This is a genomic window from Arachidicoccus sp. BS20, assembly GCF_001659705.1.
Taxonomy (GTDB): Bacteria; Bacteroidota; Bacteroidia; order Chitinophagales; family Chitinophagaceae; genus Arachidicoccus.
Genome location: NZ_CP015971.1, coordinates 1,724,938 through 1,746,426, shown reverse-complemented (window position 1 = coordinate 1,746,426; position 21,489 = coordinate 1,724,938). Strand labels below are relative to the sequence as shown.

At 37.4% G+C, this 21,489-nt stretch carries 25 protein-coding genes; 13 read left to right on the top strand and 12 right to left on the bottom strand.

The genetic code is table 11. The features are described 5' to 3' along the window. Positions 1 to 11: 11 nt before the first annotated feature. Together A9P82_RS07870 and A9P82_RS07865 are read left to right on the top strand one after the other, a co-directional pair. Complete coding sequence (locus A9P82_RS07870) at positions 12 to 482, top strand: hypothetical protein (protein WP_066206390.1); 471 nt, start codon at positions 12 to 14, stop codon at positions 480 to 482. A 73-nt stretch (positions 483 to 555) separates the two neighbouring features. After that, positions 556 to 1,551, top strand: coding sequence for an endonuclease/exonuclease/phosphatase family protein (locus A9P82_RS07865; protein ID WP_156522628.1), 996 nt, complete (start codon positions 556 to 558; stop codon positions 1,549 to 1,551). A 288-nt stretch (positions 1,552 to 1,839) separates the two neighbouring features. Here A9P82_RS07865 and A9P82_RS07860 read toward each other — a convergent pair whose 3' ends face one another. Then, positions 1,840 to 2,952: a TlpA disulfide reductase family protein gene (locus A9P82_RS07860; RefSeq protein ID WP_066206387.1), complete on the bottom strand. Its 1,113-nt coding sequence runs from the start codon at positions 2,950 to 2,952 to the stop codon at positions 1,840 to 1,842. Positions 2,953 to 3,078: 126 nt separating this feature from the next. Then, positions 3,079 to 3,639 carry a crossover junction endodeoxyribonuclease RuvC gene (gene ruvC, locus A9P82_RS07855; protein ID WP_066206384.1) on the bottom strand — a complete coding sequence of 187 codons (561 nt, stop codon included), beginning with the start codon at positions 3,637 to 3,639 and terminating at the stop codon, positions 3,079 to 3,081. A 115-nt stretch (positions 3,640 to 3,754) separates the two neighbouring features. Between ruvC and A9P82_RS07850 the strand changes: the two genes are divergently transcribed. Then, positions 3,755 to 4,147 (top strand): HIT family protein, encoded by a 393-nt coding sequence (locus A9P82_RS07850; protein ID WP_066206382.1) that lies wholly within the window; start codon positions 3,755 to 3,757, stop codon positions 4,145 to 4,147. Between the two features lie 5 nt (positions 4,148 to 4,152). After that, positions 4,153 to 5,094, top strand: coding sequence for an aldose 1-epimerase (locus A9P82_RS07845; protein ID WP_066206378.1), 942 nt, complete (start codon positions 4,153 to 4,155; stop codon positions 5,092 to 5,094). 160 nt (positions 5,095 to 5,254) lie between these two features. Here A9P82_RS07845 and A9P82_RS07840 read toward each other — a convergent pair whose 3' ends face one another. The 3 genes from A9P82_RS07840 to folP form a co-directional block, all read right to left on the bottom strand. Then, positions 5,255 to 5,695 carry a carboxymuconolactone decarboxylase family protein gene (locus A9P82_RS07840; RefSeq protein ID WP_066206376.1) on the bottom strand — a complete coding sequence of 147 codons (441 nt, stop codon included), beginning with the start codon at positions 5,693 to 5,695 and terminating at the stop codon, positions 5,255 to 5,257. A gap of 65 nt (positions 5,696 to 5,760) precedes the next feature. Then, complete coding sequence (locus A9P82_RS07835; protein ID WP_066206373.1) at positions 5,761 to 6,333, bottom strand: Crp/Fnr family transcriptional regulator; 573 nt, start codon at positions 6,331 to 6,333, stop codon at positions 5,761 to 5,763. A gap of 13 nt (positions 6,334 to 6,346) precedes the next feature. Then, positions 6,347 to 7,177 (bottom strand): dihydropteroate synthase, encoded by an 831-nt coding sequence (gene folP / locus A9P82_RS07830; RefSeq protein ID WP_066206367.1) that lies wholly within the window; start codon positions 7,175 to 7,177, stop codon positions 6,347 to 6,349. Positions 7,178 to 7,217: 40 nt separating this feature from the next. On the opposite strand from folP, the gene A9P82_RS07825 reads away from it, so the two are divergent. The 3 genes from A9P82_RS07825 (at position 7,218) to A9P82_RS07815 (ending at position 9,510) form a co-directional block, all read left to right on the top strand. Continuing rightward, a complete protein-coding gene (locus A9P82_RS07825) occupies positions 7,218 to 7,754 on the top strand; it encodes a DUF1599 domain-containing protein (protein WP_066206365.1) in 537 nt (178 codons plus the stop codon). A 242-nt stretch (positions 7,755 to 7,996) separates the two neighbouring features. After that, positions 7,997 to 9,100, top strand: a complete 1,104-nt coding sequence (locus tag A9P82_RS07820) for a BT_3928 family protein (protein WP_066206362.1) — start codon at positions 7,997 to 7,999, stop codon at positions 9,098 to 9,100. Then, complete coding sequence (locus A9P82_RS07815; RefSeq protein WP_066206359.1) at positions 9,100 to 9,510, top strand: thiol-disulfide oxidoreductase DCC family protein; 411 nt, start codon at positions 9,100 to 9,102, stop codon at positions 9,508 to 9,510. The genes A9P82_RS07820 and A9P82_RS07815 overlap by 1 nt, the downstream gene beginning before the upstream one ends. Here A9P82_RS07815 and A9P82_RS07810 read toward each other — a convergent pair. The 5 genes from A9P82_RS07810 to A9P82_RS07790 are packed head-to-tail and all read right to left on the bottom strand — an operon-like array spanning position 9,507 to position 13,847. Beyond that, positions 9,507 to 10,064 carry a hypothetical protein gene (locus tag A9P82_RS07810; protein WP_066206356.1) on the bottom strand — a complete coding sequence of 186 codons (558 nt, stop codon included), beginning with the start codon at positions 10,062 to 10,064 and terminating at the stop codon, positions 9,507 to 9,509. The two genes, A9P82_RS07815 and A9P82_RS07810, sit on opposite strands and share 4 nt — an antisense overlap. A 10-nt stretch (positions 10,065 to 10,074) precedes the next feature. Then, positions 10,075 to 10,866, bottom strand: coding sequence for a DUF3108 domain-containing protein (locus A9P82_RS07805; RefSeq protein ID WP_066206353.1), 792 nt, complete (start codon positions 10,864 to 10,866; stop codon positions 10,075 to 10,077). A gap of 17 nt (positions 10,867 to 10,883) precedes the next feature. Continuing rightward, positions 10,884 to 11,879, bottom strand: a complete 996-nt coding sequence (locus A9P82_RS07800) for a lysylphosphatidylglycerol synthase domain-containing protein (protein WP_066206351.1) — start codon at positions 11,877 to 11,879, stop codon at positions 10,884 to 10,886. Positions 11,880 to 11,927: 48 nt separating this feature from the next. Continuing rightward, entirely contained in the window at positions 11,928 to 13,154 is a 1,227-nt protein-coding gene (locus tag A9P82_RS07795; RefSeq protein WP_066206349.1) for an ABC transporter permease family protein, read from the bottom strand. A 3-nt stretch (positions 13,155 to 13,157) separates the two neighbouring features. Continuing rightward, entirely contained in the window at positions 13,158 to 13,847 is a 690-nt protein-coding gene (locus A9P82_RS07790; RefSeq protein WP_156522627.1) for an ATP-binding cassette domain-containing protein, read from the bottom strand. A 126-nt stretch (positions 13,848 to 13,973) separates the two neighbouring features. Between A9P82_RS07790 and A9P82_RS07785 the strand changes: the two genes are divergently transcribed. Continuing rightward, positions 13,974 to 15,023, top strand: coding sequence for a DUF4271 domain-containing protein (locus tag A9P82_RS07785; RefSeq protein WP_066206345.1), 1,050 nt, complete (start codon positions 13,974 to 13,976; stop codon positions 15,021 to 15,023). A gap of 39 nt (positions 15,024 to 15,062) precedes the next feature. Further along, positions 15,063 to 15,881, top strand: coding sequence for a uroporphyrinogen-III synthase (locus tag A9P82_RS07780; protein ID WP_066206343.1), 819 nt, complete (start codon positions 15,063 to 15,065; stop codon positions 15,879 to 15,881). Between the two features lie 68 nt (positions 15,882 to 15,949). Here the strand turns inward: A9P82_RS07780 and A9P82_RS07775 are convergent, their stop codons facing one another. Next, on the bottom strand, positions 15,950 to 16,900 hold the full coding sequence (locus tag A9P82_RS07775; protein WP_066206340.1) for a class I SAM-dependent methyltransferase: 951 nt from the start codon (positions 16,898 to 16,900) through the stop codon (positions 15,950 to 15,952). A 62-nt stretch (positions 16,901 to 16,962) separates the two neighbouring features. Between A9P82_RS07775 and prmA the strand changes: the two genes are divergently transcribed. The 4 genes from prmA (at position 16,963) to A9P82_RS07755 (ending at position 19,997) form a co-directional block, all read left to right on the top strand. Further along, positions 16,963 to 17,784, top strand: coding sequence for a 50S ribosomal protein L11 methyltransferase (gene prmA / locus A9P82_RS07770; protein ID WP_066206337.1), 822 nt, complete (start codon positions 16,963 to 16,965; stop codon positions 17,782 to 17,784). Between the two features lie 78 nt (positions 17,785 to 17,862). Beyond that, positions 17,863 to 18,528 (top strand): glycerol-3-phosphate 1-O-acyltransferase PlsY, encoded by a 666-nt coding sequence (gene plsY / locus A9P82_RS07765; RefSeq protein ID WP_066206334.1) that lies wholly within the window; start codon positions 17,863 to 17,865, stop codon positions 18,526 to 18,528. Positions 18,529 to 18,740: 212 nt separating this feature from the next. Next, entirely contained in the window at positions 18,741 to 19,418 is a 678-nt protein-coding gene (locus tag A9P82_RS07760) for a YdeI/OmpD-associated family protein (protein ID WP_066206331.1), read from the top strand. A gap of 87 nt (positions 19,419 to 19,505) precedes the next feature. Next, entirely contained in the window at positions 19,506 to 19,997 is a 492-nt protein-coding gene (locus A9P82_RS07755; protein WP_066206329.1) for a SixA phosphatase family protein, read from the top strand. Positions 19,998 to 20,058: 61 nt separating this feature from the next. Here the strand turns inward: A9P82_RS07755 and A9P82_RS07750 are convergent, their stop codons facing one another. Then, positions 20,059 to 21,474 (bottom strand): TlpA family protein disulfide reductase, encoded by a 1,416-nt coding sequence (locus A9P82_RS07750; protein ID WP_197492272.1) that lies wholly within the window; start codon positions 21,472 to 21,474, stop codon positions 20,059 to 20,061. Between the last annotated feature and the right edge of the window lie 15 nt (positions 21,475 to 21,489).

Genomic DNA, 21,489 nt, shown 5'->3' with positions numbered 1-21,489 from the left:
AATATACTGAAATGGAAAAGAAGTTTAAAAACGAAGTGATTTACGATTTTCAATCTTATCATACGCCTATGACAAAGTCAATGTATTTGGGCGTGTTCTTAGGTTTTATAACTGCGATTGTGTGTTTGGCGTTCTGGTCTTTTGCTGTGAATATTTTGCAATTAACCATGTCGTCTTATGTTGTAAATGTGCAGACAATTGCGTTTGGAACAATTATTCCATTGGTAGTCTTTGGTATTTTATACGCGGCGCTTACGCATTATCTGAAAAGTGCAGGAGCAATACTTGCTTCTGTAATATTTGCATTGGCTGACTTGTGGTTGATTCTTGTAATAGCTAAAGGAGATTACGGCGATACAGCGCAACATATTTATCAGTTTAAAGAATTGTTGATTCCTATTATTGCCATCATTGGAATTGTAGGCGCTGTTGTTTTCCCTATTTGTTACAAAAGCCAGAAAGTTGCAGATGCAGTTTTGTAAAATTGCAGGGTGTAGCTTTAATATTTGATATTTTTAGAGAGCGGTTTTTTCCGCTCTTTTTTATTTTTACCGAATGATAAAGTCTCTGAAATATATTCTCTTTTTGAGCCTGATGAATGCAATGATGTCTTGCAATTCGTGTAATAATACGAATCTTTCATCCATTAATCCTTCAAGTGATGCTATTGCTGTAAACGATAATGATTCTGTTTTAACGGTTGTGCATTGGAATATTGACTGGTTTGGCTCGGCAAAGAATGGCGTTGCAGATAAAGATTTGCAGCAGGCAAATGTGCTGAAAGTAATCAGGTTCTTGAATCCTGATATTATTGGCTTTGCAGAAGTGGTGGATACAGCCGGATTTCGGGCAATGGTAGATAGCTTGGGAAATGATAAGTACAGTTTTAAGGTGTCGCCGTATGCAAGCAGTGTTTCTCCGTTGCGGTCAAAATATTACACGAGTGCGCAGAAGCTGGCATTTATTTACAAAAAAGGAGAATTTAAGATTCGCTTTGTACGCGCTTATTTGTCAAAAAGCAACCGTGCCGGATATAATTTTTCCAATGGAAGATATCCGTATTTGCTCAACGCAGACGTTACAAAAAACGGCGTTACGAAGAATATTTCTTTCTTTTTGATTCATGCAAAGTCCGGCGCTGACCACACGAGTTATACGCGTCGTAAAGCAGCGTTTGAAGAGTTCAAAGATTCGCTGGATAAGCAATATTTCTATCAAAAAAATATGATAATTCTTGGCGATTTTAATGATGAGCTGCAAGGTTCAATTACTTATGGAGAATCGGTTTCGCCGTATCGAAATTTTGTACAGGATGAGCATTATAATTGCATTACTTTGCCTTTGAATAAAAAAGGTGTCGCATCTATGATTGCTGAGCCGTCGGTTGTGGACCAGCAAATTATTTCCTCGGTTTTCGCAAAAAAATACATATCCCATTCTGCCAAAATACGTACGGATGTAACAACAATTATTCCCGGTTACGAAAGAAGACAAACATCTGACCATTATCCGGTTTCATCGCAGTATGTGTTTCGCAGGCAAGTCAATTAATTGACTGGCAAAGAAATAAGTTATAATAAAAAATCCGCCAGAAAATTGTCTCTGACGGATTTTTAGCTTATGAACTTGTTTAAACTTTTTAAACCGGAACCACATAGCGACATAGAAATCGGAAAATCCGGAGAAAAAGTGATATACAGAACCACAAAGGCTTTTCATCGAAGATGAAAAACTATGTTTTCCTTAATGATGCGTGTTTTTTTCTACCCAATTCTATGTAACTGATGTGATTCTATGTGGTTAAAAAATAAGTTTAAACAGGTTCTATCTGTAAAAATGTTATTTCAATACTTCTGCCAATTTCTTTTCCAACGCTTCGCCTCTTAAATTGTGCCCGATGATAATTCCGTTCGGGTCGATTAAGAAGTTTGCCGGAATTGCCTGTACACCATAAGCTACAGCAGCTTCGTTTTTCCAAAATTTCAAATCGGAAACCTCTGTCCATGTAAGATTATCTTTTGCAATTGCTTCTTTCCATTTGTCTCCGTTTTGGTCAAGCGAAACACCAAGGATTGTAAAGTTTTTGTCTTTATACTTGTTGTATGCTTTTACTACATTCGGATTTTCGGCGCGGCAAGGTCCACACCAGCTTGCCCAAAAATCAACCAACACATATTTTCCTTTGAAGTCGGAAAGGCTTACTGCTTTTCCGGTTACATCGTTTTGTGTAAAAGCAATAGCCGGTTTTCCGTCGGCAGTTTTTTCCATGATTGCCAGGTGGTCAGCAATTTTCTTTCCATTGGGCGAATTTTTAAGTGATTCGTCTAAGCCTGAAAATAACTTATTCAGTTCCGCATAATCGGAAGAGTATGCCAAGTTCTGCACTTGTTCAAGACTTACTGCGCTTTTTGGATGAGTGGTAATAAATTGTTTTAGACGTTCTGTGGCTAGGTTTTGGAGACTGTCGGCTCGCTTTACAATAGCTGCAACAGCCGCCGTATCTTTATTTTGCTGAGCTTCCTGATACTTTGAATAAAGCCCGTTTTCTTGTGCTGAAATGTCTTTGATAGAAGTAATGTATGCTTCATAATCGTCCTGCGTTTTGGAACCGGTAATTTTTACATCTTTTAATGCACCGGCATCTCCCGTAACTTGGATAGCACTGTTTTCAATATAAACAGGAAATACTTTGCCGCGTTGCGGCTGTTCCGTTAAGGCTATAATTGCCTGAAACGGAAATTCTGCGTTGCCTTTGAAAGTGAAACTCCCGTTGCTGACTAATGCAGAATCCATCTTTTGACCGTTTGTGTGCTCCAGATAGACATACTTGGAGTCGAGGTTGGAAAGTTTGCCGTTGATGGTATAGCCGGCGCTTTGTGCATTCGATGCGCTGATGGCGAAAATGCTTGCGCCCATCATAGGTAAAACTTGTAATAAATTTTTCTTTTTCATTGTACTTTGTTTAAACACGAAATATTTTAGGAACGTAAATATACAGATTTCAGAAAAATTCTTTTAAGGGCAATCGAAAAAATTAGCTAATTGTTTGCGAATTTGATTAATTATACTTTTTCTTTACTATATTAATCTTTCAGGGTTTTTTGCCAGAAAATCTTCCCAGCCTTTCAAGCCTTTGGATAATTTTCCAAGAGGAGAATTTGTTTGATAATGATGACAAAGTGCCACCGCCAACGCATCCGACGCATCAAAATATTTCGGTTCTTCTTTGATGGAAAAAAGCTGCTGCAACATTTTCCAAACCTGCTCCTTGCTGGCGTTTCCGTTGCCTGTAACAGATTGTTTTACTTTCTTGGGCGAATATTCAGTAACCGAAATATTGTGCTGCATCGCCGCCGCAATTGCCACACCTTGAGCTCTGCCGAGTTTGAGCATACTTTGCACATTCTTGCCGAAGAACGGGGCTTCAATCGCAAACGTGCTTGGAGCGTGCATTTCAATCAATTCGACAACCGTAGCGTGGATTTTTTGCAATCGTACATACACATCTTTATGCGACGAAAGCAACAAAGTTCCCATTGATAAAAGCTGTAATTTTTTATCGGAAAATTGTACGATGGCGTAACCCATTTTGATAGTTCCCGGGTCAATGGCTAATATGACTGGATTGGACTTTTTCATTCAAAACAAAAGTAGTGTTTAATGTGTAACTATGAATGTGTAATGATTATTCATTGTTAATTATCAATTGCCAATTACAAAATGTTTTATCTTGCTCATCGAAATTTTTTTTACCATGACAATCTTTTCAAAAATAATTGCAGGCGAAATTCCGAGCTATAAAATTGCGGAAGACGAAAATTTCTATGCTTTTCTTGATATATTTCCTTTGGTAAAAGGTCATGTTTTGATTGTTCCGAAAATCGAAACAGATAAGTTTTTTGACTTGGACGATGACTATTTGACTAAGATATTAGTTTTTGCAAAACCCATTGCTAAAGCTATTGAAAGGAGTTTCGATTGCAATCGCTGTGCCTTGTCGGTCGTGGGTTTAGAAGTGCCACACGCACATTTGCATTTGCTGCCAATCAATGAAGTTGATGATACAAATTTCACAAGGGGAAAGCTGAAATTGTCGGACGACGAATTGAAAGGAATACAGGAGAAAATTATTAATGCTTTAAAATAAACTAAATGAAATTTGAAATCAGTTCTGTTGGCGACGGGCAAATTTTTTTATTAAGAAACAAAGAAAACGGCACAGAAGCCGAAATATATACGCTTGGCGCATTGCTGAATAAATTTTGCATTCGCAAAGACGGCGAATGCGTAAATGTTGTGGACGGCTATGCTTCAATGGAAGACGCAAAACAAAATATTCCGCCTGTTTTCAGAAGCGCAAAATTGAGTCCGTTTGTGTGTCGCCTGGCTGAAGGCGAATATATTTTTGAAGACACAAAATACAAGATTGATAAATATTACATGGGCAGTTCTGCCATTCACGGATTGCTCTACGATGTAGTGTTTTCGGCGGTTTCCACGCACGTGGACGATAAAAAAGCAACCTTGATTTTGCATTACAAATATGAAAATACACAACAAGGTTTCCCTTTCACATATTCGATTGAAGTGAGCTATAAATTGAATGAAAATAATCAACTCACGGTTGATACGGAAGTTACTAATTTGAGTCAAACCAATATGCCTTTGAACGACGGTTGGCATCCATATTTTAAAATCGGAAAAACGATTGATACCGCTGAAATAAAATTCAACAGCAAAGAATTGGTAGAGTTTGATGAAACTTTATTGCCCAATGGAAAGACGAGTGTTTACAACCATTTCAACGATTTCAAAGTTTTTGGCGATACGTTTTTGGATAACTGTTTTACGCTCAACAATTTTACTGCTCCGGCTTTTCAAATGCGCGACAAAAGTGTAGGTGTTCAGTTGAACATTTATCCTGCCGAATCGTATCCTTATTTACAGATTTACACGCCGCCGTCAAGAGAAAGCATTGCGGTGGAAAATCTTTCAAGCATTCCTGATTCGTTCAACAACAAAACAGATTTAATTGTACTGAAACCCAATGAGAGCAGGCATCTCAGCACGGTGTATGAGTTGGTTTTATTATAGAGGCTGTTCGGGATTTGCAATACCGAACACTTATCTTTCCATTTGTAATGGATGTTGTTGTGCGGATTTAAAATCCGCCGATATGACTTCGGCATTACAAATGCCGAAGAGCAAGAATGATAAAAAGTTGCAGATTTCTATTCGCTGCAACTTTTATTTTTTATTCCGGCAAAGGCAGCAATGTAGAAATTCCAATCCTGTTCCACGCATTAATAGCAATAATCGCCACAATGATTTGTGCTGTTCTTTGTTTCCCGAAAATTGTAATTGCTTTTTGATAAGTTTCCGGCGAAACACCATGTTGATGAATCAACGTAACCTCTTCTGTCAACGCAAGCAGCGCTTGTTCTTCTTCTGTAAATAAATCTGTTTCTCGCCATGCGCTCAGTACAAAAATCCTGCGCGGGTTTTCGCCGTATTTCAGCGCATCTTTGGTGTGCATATCCAGACAAAAAGCACAGCCGTTGATTTGCGAAGCACGGATTTTGATAAGCTCTTTCTGAATTTTTGTAAGCTCAATTCCCTGCGCAAATTTTTCCAAAGCGAATAGTGATTTGTAACCTTCCGGCTCTATCTGACCGATGTTAATTCTCTTTTCCATTTTGTGTTATTTTTTTTTACGACACAAAATTAGAAAACCTGTTTGTCTCAACTTCTTAAACCCGTTTAAGAAATTAATTTCCTGCGTAATTCGCTTAAATATTCCGGTGTAAAGCCGAGATAAGATGCCAGCAAATATTGCGGAATGCGTTGTATAAATTCAGGAAATAACGTGCTGAAATGTATGTATGCTTCCTCTCTTGAAAGCTCGCGGAAATACCGCAAACGCATTTGCACAGCGGCAATTCTTCTTTGGTAAATAATTCTGAAATAGCGTTCCACCGCAGGATGTAGCGTAAATAATTGTTCCAGCTTTTCTTTAGAAATAACTAATAAAGTTGAGCGCTCAACAGCCTGAATATTGTACGATGAAATTTTATTGCTGTCGAATGCCGCAAAATCCGTAAGCCACCAGTTTTCAATAGCAAAATCTGTGGTTTGTTCTACGCCTTTTTCATCAACAAAATACAAGCGAAGCAGACCTTTTACAACAAAATAAATAGCGGAACAATATTGACCTTCTTTCAATAAAAAATCTTTTCTACGAATATCAACTTCCTCAAAAAAAGACAGAATGGATGCTTCGTCTTCCGCATCAATTTTGACAAATCTTTTTATGTGAGCGATAAGGTTATTCATAAAGATTATTTTATTAAAATGCTTCTAATTTCTCTAACAATGTAACTGCTTCCATCGCTTCTTTTACATCGTGAACGCGGATAATATTGGCGCCGTTTTGCAAAGCAACCGTATTTAAAACCGTTGTTCCGTTTAACGCATTTTCGGGCGTTGTGTGCAGTGTTTTATAAATAGTCGATTTGCGCGAAACGCCCACCAATAAGGGCTTTTCGAGCATTTTAAAAATGGATAAATTTTTCATCAACTCAAAGTTTTGTGCAATGTTTTTCGCAAAACCAAAGCCTACATCAACAATCACATCTTTAATGCCGGCTTTGTTACATTCATCAATTTTTTTAATAAAATAATCCAACACTTCGCGCGTAACATTTTCGTATTGCGACAAATTTTTCATGGTTTGAGGTGTTCCTTTCATGTGCATCGCAATAAACGGAACATCCAGCGCAGCAACGGTTTCCAGCATTTGGTTGTCCAGGTCGCCGGCACTAATATCGTTCACTATTTTTGCGCCTGCGTTTACGGCGGCTTTCGCCACTTCGGCATAAAAAGTATCTATTGAAATTATGGTTTCGGGAAACTCTTTTATAATCGCTTCAATCGTGGGAACAACTCTTTCCAATTCTTCAAATGCGGTTGCAGCAAGGCTTTCAGGGCTGGTGCTTTGTCCGCCAACGTCGAGAAATGTTGCGCCTTCTTCAAGCATTTTTTTTGCCGTGTTCAAAGCGTCGTCGATGGAAGCGTGCCTGCTGTTTTTGAAAAAAGAATTATTATTAACATTTATAATGCCCATTACCGCAGGTCTATCCAGTGTTAAAAGCGTTCCTTTGCAATTGAGCGTAAACATATTTTTCTATTATTTTTGTAGCTAAACGATTTTTTATTTTATGAGCGATACCGCACAGCAGTTTGACTGCGTGATAAATGTATGCAAAGATATTTTTTTAAAGAAAGCAAAAGATTACGGCGCTTCGTGGCGCGTGCTGCGCACGATTTCCGTGATTGACCAGATTTTTATCAAAGCCTTGCGCATCCGCAATTTACAGGAGCTGAAAACGCAAAAAGTGGCGGACGATATTCCTTCGGAATTTATGGGAATTATTAATTATTCGGTCATCGGTTTAATTCAATTGGAGTTAAAACCTACGATTGATGCGGATTTGAGCGCAAATGAGATTGAAAAACTGTATAACGAAAAAATTAGTTTTGCAAAAGAAACCATGCTTTCAAAAAATCACGATTACGGCGAAGCGTGGCGCGAAATGAGCATGGAAAGTTTTGTGGATTTGATTATTCAAAAGTTGTTGCGCATGAAAAGTATTTTGCAAAACGAAGAAAAATTATTGGTAAGCGAAGGGCTTGATGCGAATTATGTGGACATATTGAATTATGCTGCGTTCGCGTTGATATTGTTAGAATCATGATTTGTGAGATTTGAAAGATTTATTTGAACCACAAAGTCACAACGACACAAAGGAACACAAAGAAGAAATAAGAACGCGCTTGGACGTCATGCCGAACTTGTTTCGGCATCTCCTGACAAAAAATTATTACGCACGAAAAGAGATTCCCGCCTGTGCGGGAATGACGTGCAAAGGTTTTCAATATTTTTCACATCGTTACTTATAAAATAATTCGTGTAATTCGATAAAATTTGTGTAATAAAATGAAGAAACTTATTTTAATCATTCGTTGGATTGTTGGCTTGTTGTTCATCTTTTCAGGACTCATCAAAGCCAATGATACGTTGGGTTTGAGCTACAAAATGCAGGAATTTTTTGAAGCGTGGGGGATGCAATCTTTCGACAACTTCACATTCGCTTTGTCGTTTTTGATGAATTTGTTTGAGATAGTTTTGGGCGTTGCCATGATTGTCGGTTTTTGCATGGAATTATTTGCATGGCTGATTTTGTTGCTCACGATTTTTTTCGCGTTTCTCACGGGCTACGCGGCTTTGAGCGGCAAATTCAGAACCTGCGGATGCTTCGGCGATTGTCTTCCATTGTCGCCCGTCCAGTCTTTTATGAAAGACATTGCGTTAATAATCTTGATATTAATTATCTTTTCTTACCGGAAAAAAATTCAGCCTTTATTCAAAAATAAAAATATTTCTATTACAATCATCGTTGTTGGAATACTGATTGGCATTGGGTTCCAGGCTTATACATTAAAACATTTACCTGTGCTGGATTGTCTTCCTTATAAAAAAGGAAATCATTTGTTAGAAGAAATGAAAGTACCACCGGGCGCAATTCCCGACAGCACAGTTGTTACTTTTAAGTATAAAAAGAACGGACAGGTTGTAGAGTTTGATGCGGAACATTTTCCGGCTGATTTTGATTCGACTTATGAATATGTGGACAGGTATGACAAGATTATTCGCAAAGGAAATGCCGAGCCTCCGATTGCGGATTTTGCTTTGCAAACTTTAGAAGGTGCAGATACAACGCAGGAAATTTTGCAGCAGCAAAGCAAATATATTTTAGTATTGGCAAAGGATTTTGATGACTGGAATATGCAAAAAGCAGATTTTGATAATGTGCTGAAAGCTGCAGCAGGAAAGAGCTTGAAAGTATTTGTTGCTTCGCCTGCGGCAGAAGGCGCACAAAAATTATTTCCGCAGGATGTTACATTATTACGGTTGGATGCAGTTGTTGAGAAAACGGCTGCGCGTTGTAATCCTACTTATTTTTTGATGCAAGGCGACCATATTTTGGACAAAAAAAGTTACGCGGATGTTGAAAGTTTAATTAAAGAAATTGAACATTAATGAATCGGCTGTCGTACGATATTGTTTTATTCGACGGCGTTTGCAATTTGTGCAACGGCGCGGTGCAATTTATCATCAGGCACGATAAAAGGAATGTGTACAAATTCGCTTCGTTGCAATCGGGTTTTGCAAAAGAATTTTTGACAAAACATGATATAAAAATTGCCGAGCCGCCACAGAGTATTTTATTAATTCGTGACGATAAAATTTATAAAGAATCTTCCGCCGCATTGCACATTGCACAAAAGCTGAACGGCGCGTGGCGACTGCTTTCCGCGTTTTTAATCGTACCTAAATTTATTCGTGATAGTGTTTATCGTTTTATTGCGCGTAACCGTTATAAATGGTTTGGAAAGCGAGAAAGTTGCATGATTCCTACAAAGGAATTGAGAGAGAGGTTTTTGGATTAATATTTCTTTACAAGCATTGTGTCTGAATTTTGCCAAAACATTGTATCGTTTTTTATTATTCCGATTTGAGGGAATTTAGACATAACATTTTTATAGTTGGAACTGATAATGTGTATTGTATCTTTAGTTTTGAAATATGTTCCATGAAAAATTGTTTCGCCTAACCGGCTGTCTTCTACTAAACGAAAGTGTCCATTATTCTTAAATTCAAAATCCCAAACGTTATTTGCACCTGCTTTGTTTTCTATTTCCAAAATAGTCTGAAATTTATCAATTGACTGAATATACAAATATCTAAATGTAGTAATTGTGCAAAAAAGAAAGCCGATAATGCTGATTGTAAATTGATAATATTTCTTATTGAGATTAAAATAACTTTTGTCTAAAATAAAAGCTAATATCGTAAAAACGATAATTAAAATAAAAGGTACATATAATATTTCACGAAATAACCCTAAGTCTTGTGGCGCAAAACTTATTTTAATCGACATTACGCCAAAAATTAGAATACCAATTCCAATAATCAGTCGCATGACAATTTTTACAATTTTCATAAAACAGAATTTACTTCACTTGCGAACTCAACGCATACCTCAATCCTTTATATCCCGTCATATCCACTTTGATGGAACCTACTGTTATCGGGCTTTCCACGCGAAGCGGAATATGATTGGCATCGTCGCTTACCCAGAGTGTCATTTTTTCGCCGCCTTTAAACATTTCGCCTTTAATCAAAAGCGGTTTCAGTTTTATGGCGTTGAAAGTACCGAAGCGTGTTTTTACTTTTTCTTTGCCCATATATCGGACGTAAAGATTGTAGACCTGATTGTCCAGAAACATTTTAAAAGGAATCCGGTCGTTAATTTTATATCTTGAATAATCAACATTACGCGCATTGAACACAGCACTTATTACATCCTGTATACATTCAGGTGTTTTATATACGCCTTTGTTGGTAACGGTTGTATTGGTTTCCCGGTTGAATGCAACATCTTCATTTTTCTTATAACTTCCTTCATGAATTTGACGGATAAACTTCAACGATTGCATGGTTGCCGTATCAATATAACTTTCGTACCGGTCGCGCACTTTGAAAATCCAGTCGTATGACGAGCCGGATTTTCCCAAACACAAAATATGATATACAGGTTTATTGTTGAAAGTGCCGAGCGATGTACTTACGGTTGCCGTACCGGCGCTCACATAAATTCCTGCAACGGAATAATAAACCGTGAGCGTAAAAGATTCGCCGGCTTTAAAAGAAGTATTTTCCATACCGCATAAGGCATCATCCGTTTGTGAGAACGCCGCGCAGTGCCATGCAGATAACAATATTATCAAAATATATTTCTTCATGCTATTGTTCACTTATTTTAATTCCTGTTTTTAAATATCCTCAAACTTAATACAAACAAACTTCCCGCCAATGACGGTATGATAATATTTAACAACCATATAAAACCCGTTGCGCTGATGATGCCCAGCGTATTCTGCGCAAGGGCGCCAAAAACCCGGATGCTGATTTCTCCACGCACGCCCAGTTCTGCAATCGGAACAGTTGGCACAATTGCCAGCAAAAGAAAGAATACGCTTGCCGAACCGATTGCCCAAAACAAAGGCATGGATACATTGAACAAATAAAACATCAACACATATTGCGCTATAAAAATCGTGTACCGGAAAAAAGACAGTAACAGAATACGCAATAATAAATGCTTATGAAAACTCTCTAAACTGTTTATTAAAACTCTGTGCTTGTAAACAAACGGAATTTTTTCGAACCATGTTACAAACAAAGAAATTTTAAAATATAATAACAAAAAGAAAACAATAAAAATATATACGGCATACAATAAAGCCTTCAGCCAGAATTTATTCAGTCCGATAATGTCCGCGCCAAATGCCGGAACATTTGCCAATAAATAGTGTAACCCGATTACGCCAACAATCAGCGTGACTAATAATTGACTGAGGCTTCCTACAAAACTGACAGCGACAGAGCGCAGCCGGTTGCCTTCGCTCATATACAACATACGACCAAGATATTCGCCTGCGCCGTTAGGAATAAATAAAGAAAGCGAAAGCCCGGAGAGAACTGCTTTAAAGCCTGTAAACAAACTTACGCGCTGCACAGGACGAATCAGCAATTGCCATTTGCGCGCTTCAATTGTCCAGTTGATGAACATCAGCGCAATCATCAGCGCAAGCAAGTAATAATGGCGCGCAATGGTTTCGCGTATCGATTGCCATGATTCTTTGAGGTGAGGTTGCTTTACAATTTTGTGATAAATAGAAAAAGCTAATATCACGAATAGTACGGGACCAACAACGTAGTTGAGTATTTTTTTGTATCTCGGATTCAGATTCATTCAGCAAAAATTCAAAAGCTAAAGTGGCATAACGAAAATATTGTGCCACTAATTCTTTATTTGTTTCCCGATTGTTCGCACATGAACAATCCACAGAATCAACAGCACTATCAGTGCCGACAATAAAGTCCATAAAGAAATAAGCGGACTAATCATCATGCTTTGCCCAAGTAAAAATTTGTGTAACAAAAATTGCAATAAACTGATGATGATTAACACTACAATCATAATAACGATGTTAGACGGAAACAATTGTTTCATCATAAAATTTTTCAACTGCTTTGGCGCAGAGCCAAGTGTGATTAAGAGTTTGATTTCTTCTTTGCTGCTCGCAATTGTAAGCTCAATAAACAAGCTGAAAACCAGCAATGCAAATAATAACATGGCAACGCCGGTAAACCATGAAATGCTCACGACAAATGAAACAATTTTCCGGTATTTGCTGAATCGCGTTTTCTCTGTATCGGTTGTAAGATTATGTTGTTTCAAATAATCCGTAAGTTGCGGATTGCTTGGGTCTTTTGTGCGGATGACTACGCGCGACGCACCTTTGGGAGCTTCGGTAGCAAAATTTTCATTCGCCCAATCCATAAAACTCTGCGGTACAAGAATAGATGAAATTCTGTCACTGAAACCAACAATTTTTGCATAATAATTTTTCACGCCGCTTGGCGCTTGAATACTTAACCGGATGGGAATGTTTTTAATCAAATCCTGTGAAAGCTGCGGCAAACCTTGCGAAGCAGCAAAACCGAAATTATATAAATCGAGAAAAGCATTCGGTATCACAACCGGAATAAACTGCGATTGGTCGTTCCATTGCCAGCCGGGATTATTTATATCGAGAAAATCGTTTGGTACGCTTTCAAAAAACATTTCGGTATAAAAAGGAAGCGTGTTTCCGCCTGTTGCCGAAACCTTGAATCGCGCAGGCGTAACTATGCCAACCGCATCGATGAAAGGTTGCTTTTTCAAATCATCAATTTCGTCATCCGAAAGTTGTGTGTTACCGCGCGTTTGCGACGAAACAATTTTGTTTACAACTAAAAAATTAGCAATGCTGTCCTGCGAATTATTGCCGTGAAGCAATTGGTAATAATTTGCCTGCAATTGAATAGCTGCCAAAATCAATAATAGCGCCACGCTCAAACCAATCATTGCCAACACATAACGCACGCGACCCGCGCCGGATTTGATAATTTTTTTTAATAAATTGTTCAGCATAAAATCGTGAGTTTCGTGAATCGTGAGATATGAACCAAACTTGCCGTTCACGATTTATAAATTAAGTAAAGTTGTGTAGTTGAAAAAAGTATCATCGTCCAAATCTGTGAGAACGAAGCCTGCATTGCGTTTCGTACATTCTTCGTCAATCAGCTGTGCAGCTTTCTCTGAATTTTTTTTGTCAAGATGGCTGAAAGGTTCGTCCATAATTAACATAGAAAAGGGTTGAATCAATGCGCGGATAATGGCAATCCGTTGTTGCTCGCCGTAACTGCAAATGCCTGCACGCTGGTTTAAAATATGCGGTACGCCAAGTTTTTCAGCCATTTCGTCAATCTTGGACGATTCGCAAAAAGGCTTTTGCAACACGCGGTTCAGCTCGATGTTTTCCCGCGCCGTGAGATTTTCAAACAGACGCAAATCCTGAAAAATTACGCTGATGTTTTGTTGGCGATTGCCTGCAAGTTCATCGCCGGAAATTTGACGCACGTCTTTATTTCCCCACAATACATTTCCCTCATAATCTGTCCGCAGCTTGTAGATGTAATGAATGAGCGTAGTTTTTCCTGTGCCGCTTGGCGCTTTAATTTTTATACGACTTCCTTGTTCAAATTCCACTTGATTGTGCCATACATCCGACGGACGTTTACTTAGATTTTCCTTGAGCGGAATGGGAATTAAATTTTTCAGCGTTATTTGCATAGAAACAAAGATAGGAAAGTTGCTGCCAAGAATTATTTTCAAAACCTCAAAGTAATTTTTTACGAAAAACCAAGCATCTTTGCAGCATTGATGAAATGAGCTATAAGAATCTTGTACATTTAAAGCGATGATTATTTTAGCGAAACGGAGTTCGGCGAAGCCAATTCTATGTGGCAATTAACAAACAATAAAATTAAACACATAAAAAAAATCTTTTTGATATTGTCGTTGTTTATCGGTTTGGGATTGAATGCTCAAACGAAAGACAGTGCGCAGAAATCTGTGACAACAGCCGATTCTGCAAAAAAAGATTCTCCAAAACATCACATTGCTGTCATTCCAAAAAATGTTTCCCGGAATGATAGCAATGTCCAAAAAAAAGATGCTGCTTCCGCAAATGTTGCGACTGTAAAAGATAATAACGAAAAAAATATTTCTACTGAAAGCCCCTCTGTAACGCCGGTTCATCATAAAAATTTGTTGGGAAAAATTTTCCCGCAATGGTTTTATAAAACCGGCGGAAAAAGTTCAGAGGCAGACACAATCAATCTTCATCCGCAGTCGGATGCGCCGGATTTGTTGTTCTTTATATTTCTGGCAATTGTATTGCTTGTCGGGGTTATCAGGGTGGGTTTTCCAAAATATTTTACACAGGTTTTTCAGTTTATTTTACAGCCGCGCATTCGCAAAAAAAATCAGAGAGAAAGTAACAGTGCAGAGAATGTCGCGCCTGCATTGCTGCTCAATTTTTTGTTTGTGGTTACGGTAAGCCTTTGCGTGGTACAGCTTTCAGAAAAAGATTTTTCTCTCATTGCAGCATGGAAATACTGGTTGTATGGCGCAGTTGCAATAAGTATCATTTACCTGGTAAAATATCTTGTTATAAAATTATCCGGCTGGATGTTTGGTGAGGTTCAGGCTGCATCGACTTACAATTATGTTGTGTTTTCGATTAATAAAATTGTAGGTGTGTTGCTTGTGCCGATTGTGGTTTTTGTGGCTTACGGAAGCCCGCAAGTTGTATCGGTTATTTATTCGGCATTTAGTGTTATTGTTGTTTGTTTACTGGCATACCGTTATATCGCATCATTTATTTTGATGCGTGGAAATCTGAAAATAAGCGCTTTTCACTTTTTTTTATACCTTTGCGCGATTGAAATTATACCCTTGCTGATTGTGTACAAGGTATTGTGGTTGAATTTCGGAAAAATTATTTAGAAAGAATTAGTTTATAAACCCGGAGTTGGAAATTTGAATATGGTAAAAAGTGTCGGCAACAGCTTGGTTCCTGCTAAAACAGAATTGACTATTTTAATTACGCAACCGGCTCCAAGCTCTGAGAAATCGCCTTACTACGACGTCGCCCGAAAACATAATGCAATGCTGGTTTTTCATCCATTCATTAAGTTGGAAGGTCTTTCGGCAAAAGAATTTCGCAAGCAAAAGATAGATATTTTATCATTTACGGCAGTAATATTTACCAGCCGGAATGCTATTGACCATTTCTTTCGTATGTGCGAAGAGATGAAAATCTCCGTAGGACAGGACACGAAATATTTTTGTATTACGGAAGCGGTGGCACTTTATCTGCAAAAATTTATTTTGTACAGGAAACGCAAAGTTTTCTTTGGTGCGGACGGTACAAACAAAAGCCTTTTTGATGTGATGAACAAACATAAAGAGAATGAGAAATTTCTTTATGTATGTAGTGAAAATCAGCAGGATAGCGATATTGTAAGCTGGCTGAAAAATAATAAATGCGAATTTGAACTTGCATTTATGTACCGAACCGTAAGCAATGATGTGAAAAGCGTGATGGAAAAATATCCAATTGATATTATTTGTTTTTTTACGCCAAGCGGCTTGAAATCTTTACTGGATGTGTATCCTGATTTCCCGAAGTCAAAAATTGTTTGTGGTGCATTTGGCAGCGGTACAGAAAAAGCCTGCATTGATGCCGGAGTAAAACTGCAAATTGTGGGACCTACTAAAGATATTCCCAACATGGCAGTAGCGCTGGATTTATTTCTTGGTAAAAAACCGTCCGCCGAAAAAAAGAAAGCTGCGAAAGCCTGATTTTTCAGCTGAATAATATTTTAAAAGAGGCAGTCTATTTTTGATTGCCTCTTTTGTTTTATATCGATTTATTTCAAAATTTTATAACACCATCTTTTCAATTTTCCTTCAAAGTCAAAAGGCGTTGTGGCTTTGGTAATGTCTTTTATTTGTGAAGCCTTGATTTGCTTTTCGTCTAGAATGAATTTGGTGTAATTGGTACTGAAATACAAAATGCCATTTGGCGATGCTGCGTTCAGTACATCGTTAATCAATTCAACATGGTCTTGCTGAATGTCGAGAATATCTTTCATGCGTTTGCTGTTGCTGAACGTTGGCGGATCCATAATAATTAAATCAAAACTATTCGGTTTCAGCGTTTTTAAATATTGTTTTACATCTGCATGAACGAAATGATATTTCTTTTTGTCGCGCAACTTATTGATGTTGAAATTGTCTTCCGCCCAACTCAAATACGTTTTAGACAAATCCACCGAAGTAACGCTCAAAGCTCCACCGTTCGCGGCATACACAGAAAATGAACCTGTGTAGCAAAACAAATTCAGCACACGCAAATCTTTACTTTCGTCGCGCACCATACCGCGTGTAATGCGATGGTCGAGAAACAGACCTGTGTCCAAATAATCGGTCAGATTTACACGGAATTTCAAGCCCGATTCTTCTACATTAAAGAAATGACTTTCTGTATCCAACTTTTCGTATTGCGCGCCTGAACTGCGATGCGACATTTTTTTTCGCTGGCGCACAAATATTTTTTCTTTATCAATTTCAATTATTGTAGAAATTACATCCAGGCATTCATCCAGCCACAATTCATGTTTATCATCTTCCATACCATGACGGCGCAGATATTCGGCTACATAAATTTTATCGCCATACAACTCGATGGAAAAAGGAAATTCCGGCAAATCATGGTCGTACACACGATAGCACGAAATATTTTGCCTGCGGGCGAGCTTGCTTTTGTGTTTGAACACTTTGGTCAGGCGATTTTCAAACATTTGAAATTTGGCATCCATTTTTCAAAAATAATCAAAGAAAATAGAATGTCTTTGACTTACTTTGCCTATCAATCTTACAAATGAAAAGTTACACAGAAATAATTATCGAAAATATTTCAGCCGAGCAATCCGCAGTATTGATTGCTTTGCTTTCCGAAGACGGATTTGAGGGTTTTGAGGAAGCCGACAATTCGCTTAAAGCATTCATTAATAAAGAAAATTTTGACGAAGCGTTTTTGCAAGAATTATCGAAGGAATATCAATTTAATTATTCAACTAAAAATATAGAAGAACAGAATTGGAATGCTTTATGGGAATCCAATTTTGAACCTGTTGTGGTGGACGATTTTGTAACTGTGCGTGCGCATTTTCATGCGTCTATGCAAGGCACACAACATGAAATATTGATAACGCCTAAAATGAGTTTCGGTACAGGACATCATGCTACAACTTATATGATGATGCAACAAATGCGTGCCTTGGATTTTGCAGGAAAATCTGTTTTTGATTTTGGTACGGGCACGGGTGTTTTGGCAATTCTGGCGGAAAAGCTTGGCGCGCAAAATATTTTCGCCGTGGACAACGACGATTGGTCAGTCGAGAATGCTATTGAAAATGTAAACAATAATGCAGGCAAAAACATTGTTGTAGAAAAAGCATTTGATGCTTCGGCGAAAAATGAACAATATGATATAGTGCTTGCAAATATTAATAAAAATGTGATTTTGGTAAATGCGCAAACTTTAAATGACGTGCTTAGTAACAATGGGTATTTATTGTTAAGCGGCTTGCTGAAAGAAGATGAAATGGATATTATTTCAATTTTTTCTGCGTTTGGATTACAGCACTTAAACACGCAACAGCGGGCACAATGGATTTCATTGCTGTGGCGCAAAAGTTAACGTTTTGACCATTTTGTAATATAATTTCTACAAAACCCCTATTTTTGTTGCTCTTTTACTGTTTACGAAAAGAATTTGATGCAAGAACTGTTATTACTTATTATAGCTTATTTGTTGGGTTCAATTCCTACATCCGTTTGGGTAAGCAAGCATTTTTTCGGTATTGATATTCGCGATTACGGCAGCGGAAATGCAGGTGCTACTAATACTTTCCGGGTATTGGGACAAAAGTGGGGTATTTTTGTAATGGCGGTAGATATTGCAAAAGGTGCGGCGGCAGGGCTACTGGTTTTTACTTTGCAGAAATATGCTTCGCACGATACTTTGCAACGTACCAACCTGATGATTGGTTTGGGGCTTGCTGCTGTACTCGGACATATATTTCCCATTTTCGCGAACTTCAAAGGCGGTAAAGGCGTGGCAACTCTGTTTGGAGCTATTATTGCTTTGCAGCCGGCTGTTGCCGGTTGTTGCGTAGGCGTGTTTTTGCTGGTCTTGTATTTGACGCGATTTGTGTCGCTTAGTTCCATTTTTTCGGGAATTGCTTTTGCTGTTCTGATTCTGTTTATTTTCAACGACAATTCTACTTTTTACCGCATATTTTCCATCGCCGTTGCTTTGATGCTGGTATTGACACATCAAAAAAATATTAACCGCCTGCTTAAAGGCACGGAAAATAAAGTACCAATTCTGAAATTTCGAGACAAGCGAAAAAGACGCAAAAGAAAAAATACCGACGAATAAATCTTTCTTTTTTTCTATGAAAGTTTGAGCATTTTATGTAGTGATTTAAACGAAAATGTGTTTTCGGAGAGCAATCTATTGCCCAATATTTTAAATAAAAAGTTAATATGGCAATAAAATATGCTGTTTTACTGCTATGGTGTTGAAAAATCCACTAATATAGTGTAACTTTGCACAAGTTTTTTTTCTTAACCTTAAAATAATTTTAAGGAATGTCCAACCAAGATATTTTGGAAAAGCTTCAGTTTAGCAACGAAAAGAACATTTTAATTCAGGGTTTACCTTCATCCATCGAGAAACAATTTGCAAAAGTTTCATTCAGTAAAAACGTAACGCCGCTTTTAAAAATCAAGAAAATAGATTTTGCTTTGCTGTTTGCGATTAATCACAACCAGCTTTGTACTATTTTGAAAGACGTTTTTCCGGCTTTGCATGAAAAAAGCAAATTGTGGATTGCCTATCCGAAGTCTACAAGTAAAATTGTGAGCGACCTCAACCGCAATTGCAGTTGGGACGTGTGTATCAAGAATAGTTTGGAAAATCACGAGGAAGTAGAACTCGATACAGTATGGAGCGCAATTAATTTTAAAAAGTGTGCATCGCAGCAAGTTGAAATTTGTTGTGAAGAAGAAGCCGAAGTTGTGGAAGCTGTGCCTAAATCGCGTGCAAAGACTTTCGGTAAGAAGTTATCTATTATTCCGGATGAGCTGGATTCATTATTTGTAAAACATAAGAAAGCAAAGGAATTTTTCTCTTCTTTACCATCGTCCAATCAAAAGGAATTTGTTACCTGGATTGAAGGCGCTAAGCGTGCAGATACCAAGCAAAAACGCTTAACATCTACGTTGGAGAAATTGTTGGCAGGAAAAACCAACCCGACAGAAAAATAGTTTTTTCATGGTTTCTAATATTTAAACTTTCGCTGAATTTATTCAGCGAAAGTTTTTTATTTTACAGCAAAATTTGAAATATTCTATATGAAAGAATTGTTGGTAATTCGCCATGCAAAAAGCAGTTGGGACAGTCCGTTTCTGGAAGATAGTGAAAGACCTCTGAATGCGCGCGGCTTGCGCGACGCGCCTATGATGGCTGAAAGGATTGCGCATAGAAATATTGCCTTAGATTTATTGCTTACAAGCGATGCGAAACGAGCGTATGCCACGTGTATGTTTTTTGCCAAGGAATTTCCCAATGCAAAAGTTGAAATAGAATCGAACCTGTATGAAGCCTTGCCGAAAGATTTTTACGAAGTGATTGAAGATATCGATAACCGCTATACATCTGTTGCCGTATTCTCGCACAATTCCGGCATTACCGATTTTGTGAATGAGTTGACCAATGTGCATGTAGATGTTGTTCCTACTTGCGGCGTTTTTGCCGTAAAAATCGATGTTGACGATTGGAAAAATTTCCGCAAGGGCAAGAAGGCTTTCTGGTTTTTTGACTATCCGAAGAATTTGATAAAGTGAGAAAAAATGCCACAGATGCATGAATGATTTTTGTCCGTGTTGTGTATTGATTATTAGTTCATTATCGGTTCAAGTATTTTAACAGTATTGTTTTAAATTTTCCGCTACTTGGTCTATCAAGACTCTCAACAACAACATTGCCTTCATTGTCAAAAACAATGTAACGCGGAATTGTATTTATTTGGAGGAGCGATGTTAACGGTGATCGCTGATAATTCTCCAAGCGATATTGAAGAGTATCATTCAAACCATGCGCTTTGGCGGCAGCAATCCATTTACCTGCATCTTCTTTTGTATCAATGCTTATACCAACAAACTTAATCGACTGGTTTTTTAGTTCGTTTTTAATCTTTAAATATTCAGGAGTTTCTTTTAAACAAGGTTCGCACCAGCTTGCCCAGAAATCAACCACTGTTAATTTATAATTTTTGTCTTTGACAACCTGCTGAAAATCTTGTGTTGAGCTATTAAAATTATCAAGTACAACATTTACCAAACTATTGATGTTCTTTTTCTCGTGATTGGCTTTATAGTCATCTTCAAAAAGATAATCATATTTCCCGTTATCAAAATTATTTAAGTCTTCTTTTGCCAAGGCATAATTTGTTTTTGTTTCGAGAAGAATGTTAGTGAATTTTATTAATGAATCTTTCAGGTTGCCACTATCTTTATTTGCCGATAAAGATTGATGAATTGATTGCAACGATGGAATAGAAAATTCGTTGTGCTTTCCATCAAAGTTATTAAAAAAGCTACCTATGATTTTTAAAAAGGTATAATATTTATAAAAATGAAATTGCTTGATATTATTATCAGTTTTGGTAAAATAATTCCAGAAATTGCCAAGATTTGCACCGTTTTTTCTTGCTGAAATTTGAATCATGTTTTCAATAATTGCATAAGCATTAGGCGAGTTGATGCTGAAGATACTTGAATCTCTCAGTACAGCATTATTCACACTGTCCATAATTCTTAATTCATTTTCTTTCAAATTACCAACATTAATCATGTTATATATTTGAAAATATTTTTCCAATAAATTAATTTTATTCAAGGCATCTTTGGATTGGTTATTCAAATTAGCATTTGCAATTTTTTTTGTATTGAAATTGTATATTTTATCGGTAGTATCTAATAAACTTTTTAATCCTTTACGATAAGGATTGTCTTTTCTTTGCGGATTTGACAGTAAATTAGCATAGGAGGGAATTTGCATTATACTATTGATATAGGGTGTGCCATTAGTTGAATATGCGATGTTTTTTTGTATTTTATCTATGCAAATACTGTCACCGGGGAAAATTAAAATGTATCTGAAATTAAGAACAGGCTTTCCTTTTGTATCAAGCGAATCATCCAAATAAAAAAACTCGGTTATTTTATTAAGATTGATATATGCTGTTATAATAGTATCATCTTTGGACTTGTTGTCAAAGCGTATGTGTGCAGGTGGGACAGGGGTAATATAATTAAGCAAGAATATGTTATTTGA